Annotated in this window: 12 protein-coding genes; 9 read left to right on the top strand and 3 right to left on the bottom strand. The window is 67.8% G+C overall.

Features of this window, described 5'->3' with window-relative positions; genetic code table 11:
* Positions 1-9 precede the first annotated feature (9 nt).
* Entirely contained in the window at positions 10-366 is a 357-nt protein-coding gene (locus P5F91_RS20400) for an L-rhamnose mutarotase (protein ID WP_145612065.1), read from the bottom strand.
* A 162-nt stretch (positions 367-528) separates the two neighbouring features.
* Here P5F91_RS20400 and P5F91_RS20395 point away from each other — a divergent pair, with 162 nt between their 5' ends.
* The 8 genes from P5F91_RS20395 to P5F91_RS20360 all read left to right on the top strand — a co-directional run bounded on the left by P5F91_RS20395 (position 529) and on the right by P5F91_RS20360 (position 9665).
* Positions 529-1707, top strand: a complete 1179-nt coding sequence (locus P5F91_RS20395) for an aldose 1-epimerase family protein (RefSeq protein WP_277908117.1) — start codon at positions 529-531, stop codon at positions 1705-1707.
* An 11-nt stretch (positions 1708-1718) separates the two neighbouring features.
* On the top strand, positions 1719-2471 hold the full coding sequence (locus tag P5F91_RS20390; protein WP_277908116.1) for an SDR family NAD(P)-dependent oxidoreductase: 753 nt from the start codon (positions 1719-1721) through the stop codon (positions 2469-2471).
* Between the two features lie 60 nt (positions 2472-2531).
* A complete protein-coding gene (locus tag P5F91_RS20385) occupies positions 2532-3719 on the top strand; it encodes a CaiB/BaiF CoA transferase family protein (protein WP_277908115.1) in 1188 nt (395 codons plus the stop codon).
* 8 nt (positions 3720-3727) lie between these two features.
* Positions 3728-4888 (top strand): extracellular solute-binding protein, encoded by a 1161-nt coding sequence (locus P5F91_RS20380; RefSeq protein WP_277908114.1) that lies wholly within the window; start codon positions 3728-3730, stop codon positions 4886-4888.
* 1 nt (position 4889) lies between these two features.
* Entirely contained in the window at positions 4890-5660 is a 771-nt protein-coding gene (locus P5F91_RS20375) for an enoyl-CoA hydratase/isomerase family protein (RefSeq protein WP_277908113.1), read from the top strand.
* Between the two features lie 162 nt (positions 5661-5822).
* Positions 5823-6788 carry a 2-hydroxyacid dehydrogenase gene (locus P5F91_RS20370; RefSeq protein ID WP_277908112.1) on the top strand — a complete coding sequence of 322 codons (966 nt, stop codon included), beginning with the start codon at positions 5823-5825 and terminating at the stop codon, positions 6786-6788.
* Positions 6772-7572 carry a kinase gene (locus tag P5F91_RS20365; protein ID WP_145612058.1) on the top strand — a complete coding sequence of 267 codons (801 nt, stop codon included), beginning with the start codon at positions 6772-6774 and terminating at the stop codon, positions 7570-7572. Before P5F91_RS20370 ends, P5F91_RS20365 begins: the two co-directional genes overlap by 17 nt.
* A 77-nt stretch (positions 7573-7649) precedes the next feature.
* Entirely contained in the window at positions 7650-9665 is a 2016-nt protein-coding gene (locus P5F91_RS20360) for a right-handed parallel beta-helix repeat-containing protein (RefSeq protein WP_277908111.1), read from the top strand.
* Between the two features lie 115 nt (positions 9666-9780).
* On the opposite strand, the gene P5F91_RS20355 is transcribed toward P5F91_RS20360, so the two are convergent.
* The gene (locus P5F91_RS20355) at positions 9781-12153 is read right to left on the bottom strand and encodes a TonB-dependent receptor (protein WP_145612056.1); all 2373 of its coding nucleotides are present in this window, start codon (positions 12151-12153) and stop codon (positions 9781-9783) included.
* A 300-nt stretch (positions 12154-12453) separates the two neighbouring features.
* On the opposite strand from P5F91_RS20355, the gene P5F91_RS20350 reads away from it, so the two are divergent.
* The gene (locus P5F91_RS20350) at positions 12454-13464 is read left to right on the top strand and encodes a phosphoglycerate dehydrogenase (protein WP_145612055.1); all 1011 of its coding nucleotides are present in this window, start codon (positions 12454-12456) and stop codon (positions 13462-13464) included.
* Here the strand turns inward: P5F91_RS20350 and P5F91_RS20345 are convergent.
* Complete coding sequence (locus tag P5F91_RS20345; protein ID WP_277908110.1) at positions 13450-14628, bottom strand: citrate synthase; 1179 nt, start codon at positions 14626-14628, stop codon at positions 13450-13452. The genes P5F91_RS20350 and P5F91_RS20345 overlap by 15 nt on opposite strands.
* Between the last annotated feature and the right edge of the window lie 61 nt (positions 14629-14689).

Below are 14689 nucleotides of genomic sequence, written 5' to 3'. Positions count from 1 at the left end.
TCCCTCTCGTCACGCCTGCTCCTTCAGGGAGTGGATGCATTCCATGGCGACCCAAGTCTGGCCGGCCGGTGTGCCGGGCAGGGGCTGCTGGAACGTGCCCATCAGCCGCTCCCATTCCTGGACCTCGGGGTTGGCTGCGTCGCTGGCCGCCTTGGCCACGGGGTCGAAGTCGGGGCCGACCTCCATGATCAGCACCATGCGCGTGCCGTACAGCCAAATTTCCAGGTCGCGGATGCCATCTTTCCGGATGGCATCGACCACTGGCTTCGGCACGGCGCCCGGCCCATGCCAGGCCTTGTAGCGGGCCATCAGCTCTGCGTCGTCCCGCAAGTCCACGGTGAAGCACAGCCGGTGTGTGTCGCTCATTTCGCACCTTCTGAAGTTTTTATTTTGATATCTGAGATATCACATGGCGCTTCTGAATTGACAAGGCCGCGTTTGGAGGCCTTAATCCCCGAAATCCAGGCGCCAAAAAAGCAAGCCCCCAAGGCCAGCAAGCCCCAAGACCAGACTGACGGAGGATACGGGATGGTCAGCCTTTACGGACAGGTCCGGTCCCGCCGCGATGTCGCGGCCCACACGGGTTCCCTCTCCCAATTCGCCGGCGTGCGGCTGATGATCCTGGGCGATGGTGTCGAGCGCGGCGTGCGCCTGCTGGAATTCCGCACGGGCACGGGGCTGCGCTTCACCGTCCTGGTCGACCGGGCCATGGACATCGCGGATTGCGAACATAACGGCCGCGCCGTCGGATGGCATTCCCCGTCCGGCTTCCGCCATCCCGGCCTGCATGAGTATGAGGGGGAGGGCGGCCTGGGCTGGTTCCGCTCCTTCTCCGGCCTGCTGGTCACCTGCGGCTTGGACCACATCCTGTTCATGGATGAGGATGCGGCCGACCATTACGTTTATGGCCCGCGCAGGGGCGTCAAATCCTCCCTCCATGGCCGCATCGGCACCATTCCCGCGCGCCTCACCGGCTATGGCGAGCGCTGGGAAGGGGAGGACTGCTGGCTGTGGGCGGAGGGCGTGGTGCAGCAATCCACCGTGTTCGGGGAGGACCTGCACCTGATCCGCCGCGTCGAGGCCAAGGTGGGTACGGACGAAATCCGCCTGCATGACCGGGTGGTCAACCATGGCTTCTACCGCACACCGCACATGTACTGTTACCACATCAACGTCGGGCATCCGGTGCTGGCGGAAGGGTCGCGCTATGTGGCGCCCATCCGTGACGTGGTCTGGGCCTCCCACGCGGGGGACGATTACCGCAAGCAGGGGGTGGGCTACCGTACCCTGCCGGCGCCGCGGCGCGATTTCCATGAGCAGGTCTGGCAGCACGAGATGGCGGCCAATGCGGACAATCGCGTGCCCGTCGCCCTGGTGAACGAAGCCATCGGCTTCGGCCTGGAGGTGGAGACGGACAAGCGCCAGTTCCCGGCCATGTATGAATGGCAGAACCTGCAGCAGGGCCACTACGCCCTGGGCATCGAGCCCTCCACCAACCACGTCTTCGGCAAGCCCTTCGCCAAGCGGCGCGATGAACTGATCTGGCTGGAGCATGAGGAGGAGCGGCGCTACGACAGCGTCTTCCGCATTCTGCCGGACGCCGCGTCCGTGGCCGCGTCCGTGGCGCGCATCCAGGCCATCGCCCGCCAGCCGGACGCCGACTATCCCCCACCCTCGGGCGAGTTCCGCCCCATCATCCGCGCGTGAGGAAGCAGCCGATGTCCATCGAGGCCAAGATCATCCTGTATACCGGTGCCGCCGGCGGCCTGGGCCTGCCCGCCGCCCTGCATTTCCTGCGCGAGGGCGCAACCGTGGTGGCCGTCGATCATGACGCCACCAAGCTCGCGGCCCTGGCGGACGCCGCTGCGGACATCGGTGCCGGCCGGCTGGTGCCCCTCCAGGCCGACCTGTCGGACCTGACGGGTTTCCGTGCCCTGCTGGCGGACCAGGCGGCGGCGCTGGGCGGGCTGGATGTCGTCATCAACAACGCCGCGATCTATCCGGCGAAGCCGTTCGAGGACTACAGCGTGGAGGATCACCAGGCGGTCCAGCGCGTGAACGTTGACGCCGGCATCGTGGCGGTGCAGGTGGCGCTGCCCCACATGCGAGCCCGGGGCTGGGGCCGCATCATCAACATCGCCAGCATCACCTTCTACGGCGGCTGGGCCAACCTGTCGCCCTACGTTGCATCCAAGGGCGCCCTGGTCGGCCTGACGCGGGCCTGGGCGCGGGAATTCGGCGCCTACGGCGTCACCGTCAACGCGCTGTCCCCCGGCGCCTTCCCCACGGACGCGGAGAAGATCCACCCGGATCCGGAGGGCTATACCCGCTTCGTGCTGGACCACCAGTCGGTAAAGCGGCGCGGCCACCCCGGCGACATCGCGGCCGCCCTGTCTTTCCTGGCGTCGGACGCCGCCGGCTTCATCAGCGGCCAGACCCTGAACGTCGATGGCGGCTGGGTCATGCACTGACCCCTCCGCCATGGCCGCCTCCCTTCCTTCCATTCCAATTTGTCCTAGGACGACACCATCATGGGCATCCTCAGCGGATACCGCGTTCTCGACTGTTCCATCGCCATGGCCGGCCCCTTCGCGGCGCAGCGCCTGGGCGATCTCGGCGCCGATGTCATCAAGGTGGAACCGACCAGCGGCGAATGGCAGCGCCACGCCTCGGCCGGCGGCGCCCGCGGCAACAAGATCAACGTCTCCTTCCTGTCGCTGAACCGCAACAAGCGCTCCCTGGCCGTGGACCTGAAGGCGCCGGAGGGCCGGCAGATCCTGCTGGACCTGGTGAAGGACGCCGACGTCTTCCTGCAGAACTACCGCCCTGGCGTGGCAAAGCGCCTAGGCGTGGATTATGAGGCGCTGTCGGCCATCAACCCGGGCCTGGTCTATGTCTCCATGTCCGGCTATGGCGAGGACGGCCCTTATGTGAACTACCCGGGGCAGGACCTGCTGTTGCAGGCGCTGTCCGGCGCCATGCTGTCGGCCGGCAGCGCCGACCAGCCGCCGCAGCCGGCCGGCCAGTACCTGGTGGACGCCATCACCGCCTACACGGCGTTCGAGGGTGCGCTGGCCGCCCTGCTGCACCGGGAGCGGACGGGGGAGGGGCAACTGGTCCAGGTCAACATGCTGGACGCCATCACCACCCTCCAGATGCAGGAACTGTCCGTCTTCACCGTGGGCAGCAAGCCGCAGACCCGCTCGGCCGAGGCACACGCCCATTGCTACATCCGCGCCCCCTACGGCGTGTTCAAGACGGCCGACAGCTATATCGTCGTCGCCATGGCCGGGCTGGACAAGCTGGGCAAGCTGATCGACGAGCCGTTTTTGCAGGGCTTGAACGACGAGGCGGACAGCTGGAAGTTCCGGGACGAGATTGTCGCCTGCGTTCGCATCCGGCTGCTGGGCCGCAGTTCCGCCGAGTGGCTGGAACTGTTCCGCGCCCATGACATCTGGTGCGGGCCGGTCTACGGCTATGCCGACCTGGTGGCCGACCCGCAGATCGCCCACAACGGCACCTTCATCACCTATGACCACCCGACCGAAGGCCGGGTGAAAACGCCCGGCTTCCCCATCCGCTTCTCGAAGACGCCGGCGGTGCTGGACCGTGGCGCCCCCCTGGTAGGCGAACACACGCGCGAGGTGCTGGAGGGTCTGTCCCTGTCGCAGGTGGATATCGAGCGGCTGCTGGCCGCCGGTGTCGTGGGGGTGCCGTGAGCCTGCCCATGTCGAATGATGTGCCCCATTACCGCGCCCTGACCTGGGACCATCCACGCGGTTACAACGCCCTGGCGGCGGCGGGCGGCGCGCTGGACCCGGCGCGCGACGGGCTGGCCCTGTCCTGGGATCGCCACTCGCTGGAGGACTTCGAGAAGCACCCCATCGCGGAACTGTGCCGGCGCTATGATCTGATCGTGCTGGACCATCCCCATGTGGGCGACGCCGTGGCCGGCCAGTGCCTGGTGCCGCTGGAGGCGCTGTTCGGCACCGATGAGATCACGGCCTGGGGCCGGGACGTCATCGGCCCTTGCCTGTCCAGTTATCGCTACGGTGGCCGGCACTGGGCCCTGCCGCTGGATGCCGCCACCCAGGTGATGGCCTATCGCCCCGACTTGGTCGACGGGCCCCCGCCGGCGACCTGGGATGAGGTGGCGGCCCTGGCCGGGCGACGACCCGTAGCGCTGTCCCTGGCCGGGCCGCACGCGGTCCTGTCGTTTCAGTCCATCTGCGTGGCCCTGGGCGAACCACCGGCGGAGGCCGATCCCGAGTGCTTCGTCGGGCGGGCGACGGGCGTGGCGGCGCTGGACCTGATGGCGCGGCTGGCGGCGGCCAGCCCGGCGGCGCTGGCCGACCTGAACCCCATCGGCATCCTGGGCCGCATGGCAGCGGCGGACGATGTGGCGCTGTGCCCGCTGATCTACGGCTATGTCAATTACACCCGCGCTGAGGCGGGCGGCCGTCCGCTGCGCTATGCCGATGCCCCCCGGCAGGCGCCGGGTGGCCGGCCGGGATCGACCCTGGGCGGCACGGGCATCGGCATCACCACCCGTGCCCAGGTCACTCCGGCCTTGCTGGACCATCTGCGCTGGCTGATGTCGGCCGGCGCCCAGGCCGGCTTCATCCCCGACCATGATGGGCAGCCCAGCCTGAGCTCCGCCTGGGCCGACGCGCGCGTCAACGACCATTGGGGCGGTTTCTACCGCGACACCGCCGCCACGCTGGAGGCCGCCTTCGTCCGGCCCCGCCATCCCGGCGCCATCCCCTTCCAGACCGCGGCTTCGGCCCTGATCCGCGCCGCCCTGGCCGACGGGCGGCCGCACGGCGCCGTCATCGACGACTTGCAGAGCCTGTACGCCGCGTCCCGCCAGCCGGGCATGGAGAGATGAATTGACCGATGAAGTGTTGTTCAGCGTGGATGGCCACGTCGCCACCCTGACGCTCAACCGTCCGCAGAAGCTGAACTCCGTCACGCCGGAGATGGCAAAGGCCCTGACCGGCGCCGTCACCGAATGCAACGGCAGCGACACCATCCGCGCCGTGGTCATCACCGGGGAGGGCGAACGGTCGTTCTGCTGCGGGTCGGACATCGGGGAACTGGACAGTTATGCGACACCCTGGGATTTCCGCAACCGCGCCGACTATTGCGACGCCATCCACCATTGCCTGAAACCCACCATCGCCGCCGTCAACGGCTATGCCTTCGGCGGCGGGCTGGAGACGGCGCTGTCCTGCGACATCCGCATCGCCGCCACCAACGCCCAGTTCGCGGCGCCGGAGATCAAGCTGGGCTGGATCGGCGGCGGCGGCATGGCGGCTTTCCTGGCCCATTCCATCGGGGCCTCCAACGCCGCCCTGATGATCATGACGGGCGATCCGGTCGATGCCGCCCGGGCGCTGGCTTGGGGCCTGGTCAGCGAGGTGGTGGAGCCGGCGGCCCTGCTGCCCCGCGCCCAGGCGCTGGCCGCCACCATCGCCGCCCGGGCGCCCATCGCGGCCGAAACGGCCAAGCTGAACCTGCGGGCCGCCTTCTCCATGCCTCTGGAACAGGCCATGGCGTATGAGCGCGATCTGCAGACCATCTGCTTCGCCACCGCCGACGCGGCGGAAGGCCGCGCCGCCTTCAAGGAGAAGCGGCCGCCCATGTTCCAGCGGCGCTGAGGCCTCCGATGATGACCGACCTGCTCCCCGCTAATTCCCAGGCCCCATTGTTCGGCCGCGTCTTCCGCCCCGACGGGGCTGGGTCCTCTGTCGTGGCTGCGCCCCGGTGATTTAGGGCTATGATGCCCGCCCATCCCGCCCACCGCCTGAACAGGAAGCGCCATGGCCCCGAAGATCCTGCTGACCCGCCGCTGGCCCGACGCCGTGGAGGCGCACCTGCGCCAGCGCTACGACGTCTCCGTGGACCCTGGCGACCGGCCGTTGAGCGCCGCTGAACTGACCGAGGCCATGGGCCGGTATGATGCCATCTGCCCCACGGTCACCGACCGGATTGGCGCCGCCATCCTGGCGGCCCCGGATGCCCGGGTGCGCATCCTGGGCAACTTCGGCGCCGGCTTCGAGCATATCGACCTGGAGGCGGCCAAGGCCGCCGGCATCGTCGTCACCAACACGCCAGACGTGCTGACCGACGCCACCGCGGACCTGGCCATCCTGCTGATGCTGATGGCCAGCCGCCGCGCGGGCGAGGGGGAGCGGGAGCTGCGCGCCGGCCAGTGGACCGGCTGGCGTCCGACCCACCTGCTGGGCCAGGGGCTGGCGGGCAAGCGGCTGGGCCTGGTGGGCTTCGGCCGTATCGCCCAGGCGACGGCGGCCCGCGCCCGGGCCTTTGGCTTGTCCATCGCCTATTACAGCCGCCGCCGGGCCGATGCGGCCATGGAGGCGGCCCTGGACGCCGCCCATATCGACAGCCTGGAGGAATTGGCCGCCACCTCGGATGTCCTATCCCTGCATTGCCCCGGCGGGCCGGCCACGCGCCATCTGGTGAACGCCGCCCTGCTGGCGCGCATGAAGCCCACCGCCATCCTGGTCAACACTGCGCGCGGCACCGTGGTGAACGAGGCGGACCTGATCGCGGCCCTGTCCAGCGGCGCCATCGCCGCAGCCGGCCTGGACGTGTTCGAGGGGGAGCCGGCGGTGAACCCCGGCCTGATCGCCTTGCCCAACGCCGTGCTGCTGCCCCACCTGGGCAGCGCCACGCTGGAGACGCGCACCGCCATGGGCATGCGGGTCGCCGCCAACCTGGACCGCTTCTTCGCGGGCGAGGTGCCGCATGACCGCGTCGCTTGACCTGGTGGAGGGCCTGCTGCGCCGGCGCCTGGATGATGTGCCGCGCCGCCCCTTCATCCTGGGCATTTGCGGTGCCCAGGGCAGCGGCAAGTCCACCCTGGCCGACGGCCTGGCCGAGCGGCTGGCGGCGTCGGGCCTGCGGGTCGCCGTACTATCGCTGGACGATCTGTATCTGACCAAGGAAGAGCGGCAGGATCTGGCCCGTGACGTCCATCCCCTGCTGGCCACGCGCGGCGTGCCCGGCACGCATGACGTAGGCTTGGGCCTGGCGGTTCTGGACGGGCTGGGGACGCCGGGCCGCACGCTGCTACCGCGCTTCGACAAGGCCGTGGACAGCCGCACCGCCGAGGGCGCCTGGGTCGAGGGTCCGGTCGACGTGGTGCTGTTCGAAGGCTGGTGCGTGGGCGCCGTGCCGCAGGATGCCGCCGACCTGGGCCCGCCGGTGAATGAGCTGGAGCGGGACCGCGATGCCGGCGGAGAGTGGCGTCAGCATGTGAACGCCGCCCTGGCCGGGGACTATCAGCGCCTGTTCGGTCGTCTGGACGCCCTGGTTCTGCTGGCCGCCCCCGACTTCGCCGTGGTGCGCGGCTGGCGCATCCAACAGGAGGAGGGCCTGCGCGCCAAGCTGCGCGCGGCGGGCAAGCCCACCGACGGCACCATGACCGACGACCAGGTCAGCCGCTTCATCCAGTTCTACGAACGCCTGACCCGGCACATCCTGGCCGAAATGCCGGGCCGCGCCGACCTGACCTTGCGCCTGGATGCGGCACGGCAGGTGGTTTGATAGCGGTTTGTACTGGGGCGGCCTGTAGTGGGGCGGCCGGTATTGGGCGGGATATAAACATTAGGGAGCGTTTGCTTATGATCACCCCGCCGCCCTGGACCCGCCTGCTGCTGGCGGGTGTGCTGCTGCTGTTGCCCGGCGTGGCCGCGGCGGCAGAGTCCGTGACCTTTCACGTGGCGCCTGGCGGCGATGATTCCGCACCCGGAACGATGGCACGGCCCTTCCGCACCCTGGTCCGCGCCCAGGCGGCGGTGCGCGCGGCCAATCGCGACCGTGACGTCACGGTGGAACTGGCGGCCGGCACGTACGCGCTGGACAAGCCGCTGGTCTTCGCCGCCGCCGACGGCGGGCAGGGGGACTACCACGTGGTGTGGAAGGCGGCGGCAGGGGCTAAGGCCCTGATTTCGGGCGGCATGCGCGTCACCGGCTGGACGCTGGCGGACGCAGAGAACGACATTTACGTCGCCGACGTGCCCAAGGGCCTGGATAGCCGCCAGCTGTGGATCGACGGCACAGCCGCCGATCGGCCAGCCATTGAGATCACCCACCATGATGTGGAGTTCACCGCCCACGGCTTCATCCTGAAAAACCCGGCGCTGGCCTCCATCGCCGCCGTCAAGGCGCCGCAGCGGCTGGAGGTGGAGGCCACGGGCATCTTCACCGATCGCTATTCCCCGGTGGAGCGGATCGACGGCATGCAGGTCACGCTGAAGCAGCCGGCCTGGGACAACAACAGCTGGGGCTATGACACGCTGAACAAGCCCTTCATGCCTGACCAGGCGCGGCTGTTCCTGGTGAATGCGCCGGAATTCTTCGGAAAGCGCGGCGAGTGGCACATGAACCAGAACCAGTGGTACATCGATCCCGCCGCCGGCAAGCTGTACGTGAAGCCCCGGCCCGACGCCGACATCACCGCCATGACGATCATTCTGCCCCGGCTGGAGGTGCTGGTCGCCATCGGCGGCAGCTATGACCATCCCATCCGCAACCTGACCTTCCAGGGACTGCGCTTTTCCCATACCAGTTGGATGGGGCCGTCGCGGGACACCGGCTACGCCAATCAGCAGAGCGGCGCCTACCTCAAGGAGGTTTCCCCCTTGCGGCCGGCGGACGCCTACGCCACCTGCGGCTGGGGGTGCCCGGAATTCGAGAGCATGCGCCAGAAGTGGGACCAGATCCCCGGCGCCGTGCAGGTCTCGGCCGCGCGCGACATCACCTTCACAGGCAATACCTTCAGCCAGCTGGGGCAGGTGGCGCTGGGCATAGGCAACGACACCAACGCCCACCTGACCGGCGTGGGCCTGGGGACGGACGGGGTGAAGGTGCTGGGCAACCGCTTCGCCGTCATCGCCGGCGGGGCCATCATGGCCGGCGGCGTTAGGGTGGAATCGCACCACCCCGCCGATCCGCGCCAGGTCAACCGCAACCTGACCATCGCCGACAACGTCATCACCGACGTGGCCCGCGATTACAAGGACAACGCGGCGGTACTGGCGACCTACATCGACAGGGCCGACATTCTGCACAACGACATCTCCGACGCCAATTACGACGGCATCGCCATCGGCTGGGGCTGGGGCTACAACGACGTGGGCGGCAACCGGAACTACCGGGAAACCCAGAAGGGCTATCTGCACAACCCCGTGTTCGACCAGCCCACCGTGCTGCGGAACATGACGGTGGCGGGCAACCGCATCCATGGTGTGAAGAAATGGTTCTTCGACGGCGGCGCCATCTACAACCTGTCGGCCAACCCCGGCACGGTCATCCGCGACAACCACGTCTTCGACATCGCCGACCGCATCGGCATCTACCTGGACGAGGGCAGCAAGCACCTGCGGGTGAAGGGCAATGTGGTGGAGACCGACGGCTATTGGCTGAACGCCAATACCGTGGGCAAGAACTTCGCCTGGGGCGTCACCGCCGACAACGCCGCCAACGGCAATTGGCACAATTCGTCCCGTGTCGGCGGCCGCTGGCGGGCGGAGATCGGCATGCGGGTGGAAGACGACCACCTGCTGCCCGATCGTGCCTGGCCGGCGGCGGCGCTGGCGGTGATCCGCCAGGCGGGCCCGCGTCCAGAGTCGGACTAAATCATGCATCACCAGCACGGTGGTGGGTAGGACGGGGCGGGCCGCCAGGGCAGACAACGCCACATCATGATGGCGATGGCCGAGCGAGCTGACCATGGACCCGCCCCCGATGGCTTCAGTACCGGTAGGAGACCGTGACCCCATAGGTCGTCGGCTGACCCTGGAAGCGGACGACGGAATCGCCCACGCGGGTGGTCTGGATGGCGTAGAAGGTGTTGGTCAGATTCCGGACGAAACCCTCGAAGCGCCAGGTGCCGCTGACGGACGATAGGCCAGCCCGCAGGTCGATGACGCCGTAGTCGGCGTTGTAGGTTGAGGGATAGCCCTGGCTGATGGCGCTCTGGGTGCCGAACAGCCCTTGTGTCTTGGTCTGATAGCGGGCGCTGGCGCCGACGAAGGCGGTGTAGGCGCTGCTGACGCTCCAGTCATACTGGGCATCCACCAGGAAAGACCATCGGGGTGTATTGGGGAAGGCTTGGCCTTTGAAATTCACCGGCGTGGTGGTGAAGGCATTGTAGCCGAAATAATCGCTCTCGACCCAGGAATGCAGATACGTCGTCTTGGCGGTGACGGTCAGATTGTCCAGGGGCTTGGCGCGCAGGCTGAGCTCGGCTCCGTCTTCCTTCGACTTGGGCACGTTGACCAGGACGCTCAGCAGCCCGAACACGCCATTCGGATCCAGGCTGCGAGCCTCCAGCTGCTTGTTGGTGTAGTCGTAGTGGAACAAGGCACCGTCGATTTCCAGGCGGTTGTTCAGCAGGCGGGTCTTCACCCCCAGTTCATAGGCCAGCAACTCCTCCTGGGTGACCGGCCGCAATTGCAGATAGGAGGAAGCGGATAGTGTCGGGAAGCTGCCGGCCTTGAAGCCGCGGCTGACCGTGCCGTAGATCAGGGTCCGTTCCACCGGGGTCCAGTTGAGGCCGACCCGCCAGGAGACATTGTCCTCGCTCAGCCGCTGGTTGATGTAGGCCGGCGTGGAGCTGGCGTCCAGCGTCGTGCAGCCGCCGCGCACCGCTGGGACGACGCCGACTCCGTGCTTCAGGATGGTCTCGATCACCGTTGCGCCGGCGGCGGTGTTGCCGTCGGTGTCGCGCGTGCACCCGCCATGGCTGATGGCCGTGGTCGTGTACCGGGCGCCGGCGGTGATGCCCAACTCTTCCAGCGGGTGGTATTCGACGTTGCCGAACGCCGCGCGGCTGATCGAATCGTCATCGGAATCGCTGCGGTTGCCGCTGAAGGGCGGAATGGCCGGCTTGCCGATCAGCAGCGGCACGTTGGTCAGCGCGAAGGAGGAGGAGGAGCCGGCGAGATCGTACAACTGGGTTTCGCGCGTGTAGGCCTTGGCGTAGTCGGCGCCCACCAACCAGTTCAGGCGGTCGTCGAACTCCTTGCCGCTCAAGCGCAGTTCCTGCGACGTGGCGTTGACGATGCCGCTCTGCAGCTGGCTGAAATGATAGTTGGCGCCCTGCGGCTCGTTCAGGTCGTTCTGGGTGAAGTGCTGGAAGGAGCCGAGATAGGTGAGGGTCATGCCGTGGGGCAGCGCGTAGTCGGCGCGCAGCGAGGCCTGCTCGGTGGACTCGTCCACCCGGGGCGTGGTCCCGGCCAGCCAGTCCGCCGCCTCCGGATCATCCGGGCCGGGTTTGGCCTTGGTCGTGTTCGGGACCAGGGCGGCCGAGGACTGCCGCTGCAGCACGATCTTGACCAGGTTGGCGGCAGGCAGGTCGGACCGGTCGATGAAGCCGTTGAAGTTGGCTTGGACCTGCAGCGCGTCCGTGGGGTTCCAGTCCAGCAGGGCGCGCAGCTTCACGCTGTTCTGCTGGCCCAAGGTGTCGTCGCGCGTATTGCTCTGCTGCCAGTCACCGCCCTCGCGGATGCTGAAGGCGAAGCGGCCGGCCAGGGTGTCGCTGATCGGGCCGCTGACAAAGCCGTCCAGCCCGGCGGCGGCGAAGCGGCCCAAGGTGCCGTCCAACCCGGCCTCGAACTGGTTGGTGGGCTTGGCGGCGATGTAGTTGACGGCGCCACCGGTCGCGTTCTGGCCGTATAACGTGCCTTGCGGTCCCTTCAGCACCTCCACCCGCTCCAGGTCGAACGTCGCCCCCTTGGACAGCGCCGGATAGGCGTAGGGCACTTCGTCGGTATAGACGCTGACGGTGGGCGTCGCGGCGATGGAGAAATCATTATAGCTGACGCCGCGGATGCTGTAGACCGGCGAGCTGTAGTTGGTTTGGGAAACGACGAAGCTGGGATCGACGCGCGCCAGGTCGCCGACGCTGTCGACCCCCTGCCGCTGCAGATCGGCACCGCTCAGCGTGGTGATGGACATGCCGACGCTGTCGGCCGACTGCGCCCGCTTTTGCGCGGTGACGATGATTTCATCCAACTGGCCGACGTCCGGCCCCGCCTCCTGCGCGGCGGCGGCCCAGACCGGGCCCAGCACCAACGCGGCGGCGCCAATGCCACAACGAAGACGATAGCTTCCTTTTTTCAATTTACACCCTCCCTGAGCCCGACCGTTCGTGCGGCGGGTTTTTGTTTGTCAGCCATGATGGGAACATCGCCAGCGGGTTGGGTGCCCGCGGCTTAAGCCGCTTAACAGAACCTGAAAATGGTCCAGCTACGCTAAGCCAAGGCTGAATATTGTCAATCTTGATTGATATAGTTAAGTAGTCTGTCTGTGATGGCGCCTTGATCTTGACAGATCGAGAGGTGCCCCCTCATGTTCGTCGCCCATCAATCAACGAACCTATCGGTCAATGAACGGCGCGTCGCGGCGGCGCGGGAGGGTGTCATGGCAGGAAACCGTCGAGTCCTTATCAGTCAGAAGTTTTTCGATCAGGCATCGCTGGATTATCTGCGCGACCAAGGCTGTGAGGCTGAGGTGTTGGCCCTGCCGCCGGGTCGGGCCGATGCCGATTTGACGGAAGACGAATTGCGGGCCTGCCTGGCCGGGGCGGCCGGCTGGATCGTCGGGCATGCGCGCGTCACCCGCTCGCTGCTGGCGGCCCTGCCGGATCTGGCGGTGGTGTCCCGCCGGGGGGTGGGATATGAGCGGGTCGATTTGGCCGCGGCGCGGGAGCTGGGCCGGGTAGTCACTATCGCCGCCGGTGGCAACGATGCCGCCGTGGCCGACCATACCATCGGTCTGATGCTGGCTGTTGGGCGCCGGTTCCGGCGGTCCCAGGCGGACATGGCCGCGGGCAAATGGGCCATCCAGATCAGCACGGACCTGTACCGCAAGACCGTCGGCATCATCGGATACGGCCGCATCGGGCGCAGCGTGATCAGGCGCCTGAGCGGCTTCGACGCTACGGTGCTGGTCTGCACACCGGGGCCTGTTCCCCCGGATGCCCCCGAGGGTGTGGAGTTCGTTTCGCTACCGGAACTGCTGCGGCGCAGTGACTATGTGTCCGTACATGCGCCGCTGACGCCCGCGACACGCTTCATGATCGACGGGGCGGCGTTGGCGGCGATGAAGCCGGGTGCCATCCTGGTCAATGCCGCGCGCGGCGGCCTGGTGGACGATCGCGCCCTGCTTGCCGCGCTGGAGGCCGGGCGTCTGGCCGGCGCCGGGCTGGACGTCTTCGTCAGCGAAAGCGATCAGGATTACCGCGAGGTCACCGCCGCCCTGCTGGCGCGCGACGACGTGGTGGCGACGCCGCATGCCGCCGCCTCGTCGCGCGAAGGGCTGGACCGCACCAACATGATCGCCGCACGGTCGGTCGTGGCCGTGCTGGATGGCGGCGATCCGCCCGCCGACTGCGTGGTCGCGGACGGGCGGTCCCATTCACAGGCCGGGTAGGGGCCCGCGATAGTGCGGTTCGTGGCGCTCGCGCTCACCGCCCAGGCTCTGCTCGATGGCGTGGGCGATCCAGCCGGCGGCGCGGGCCAGGAAAAAGGTGGCCTCGCGCGAGCGTAAGCCGAGCTTCAGTCCGGCGAATCCGCCCAGCAGGGCGAAGCTCGGCTCATAGCCGCCGATGTCCCGCGCCGCGCCGATGGCCGCCATCAACCGCTGGAAGTCGGCATCGCGCGCATAGTCGGCGTCCAGCAGGTCCAGCAGGACGGTGGCGCGCACGTCGCGGCCGCTGGTGGCGGGCAGGAAACCCGCGATGGCGTCGCCTTCCTGGACACGGCGGGTGATGGGCTCGAAAGGCCGTTCCGTTTCAACGATTTCCTTGACCAGCCGGCCGATGGCGGCGAACTGGACCGGGCGTGTCTTGCGGCCGATGGCGATGGTCAGGCCGGTGGACACCGCCCGCCAGGGAGAGACACCGGTGCTGGCGATCGCCCGCACGGCGAAGGTCGCAGGCTCCAGCCCATGGTCGGCGGCCAGGATCATGACGCGCCGCAACAGCGCCGACTGGCGGTCGGTGAGGCCGAAGGCCTCGGCGATGCTCACATGAATGGCCCTGCGGTCGGGGCGGTCATGCCCGGCGATCAGCGCCGTGAAGGCGCGCAGCACGTCGCCGCCCGTCCGGGCCATGCCGGCCGGCGAGAAATCCTGCGAGCGCGGATTCACCTTTTCGATCAAAGGGAAAAGGGCGATGGCCTGATCCAGGGGCGATTCATCCGCCAGTGCGCGGCGCACCGCCTTGACCGTATCGGGAAACGCCGGCAGCGACTCGCCGAACACCGCGTCGGCGTCCACGTCCCACAACAGGGCGGCCACGCTTTCGAAGGTGGGGCGGTTCACCAGCTCCCGGACGCTCTGCCCCCGGTAGAACAGATTGTCCTCAGTCAGCAGGGTGATGGAGCTTTCGGCGTCCAGGTCCGTCGGGCTGGCCGGTGGCTTGCGGCCGCGGCCGCGCAGCTGTTCCACATCGGCGCGCCAATAGCGGCGCTTGCGCGAATTGGGAATGCCCGTGGACCGCAAATTCTTGCGCGTCACATAGACATAGAAGGTGTCGATGGTGACACCCAGCAGCGCCGCGGCCTCTTCAGCCGATATGTAGTCGTCGTCGACCATTTCTAAACTTTTATAATCAAGATTGACGACTTATCCCTTACTCCGTAGCGTCGGTCAAGTT

This window comes from Nitrospirillum amazonense (genome assembly GCF_029594735.1).
GTDB lineage: Bacteria > Pseudomonadota > Alphaproteobacteria > Azospirillales > Azospirillaceae > Nitrospirillum > Nitrospirillum amazonense.
Note: the sequence above shows the minus strand (reverse complement) of the source record. Positions and strands in the feature narration are given on the sequence as shown.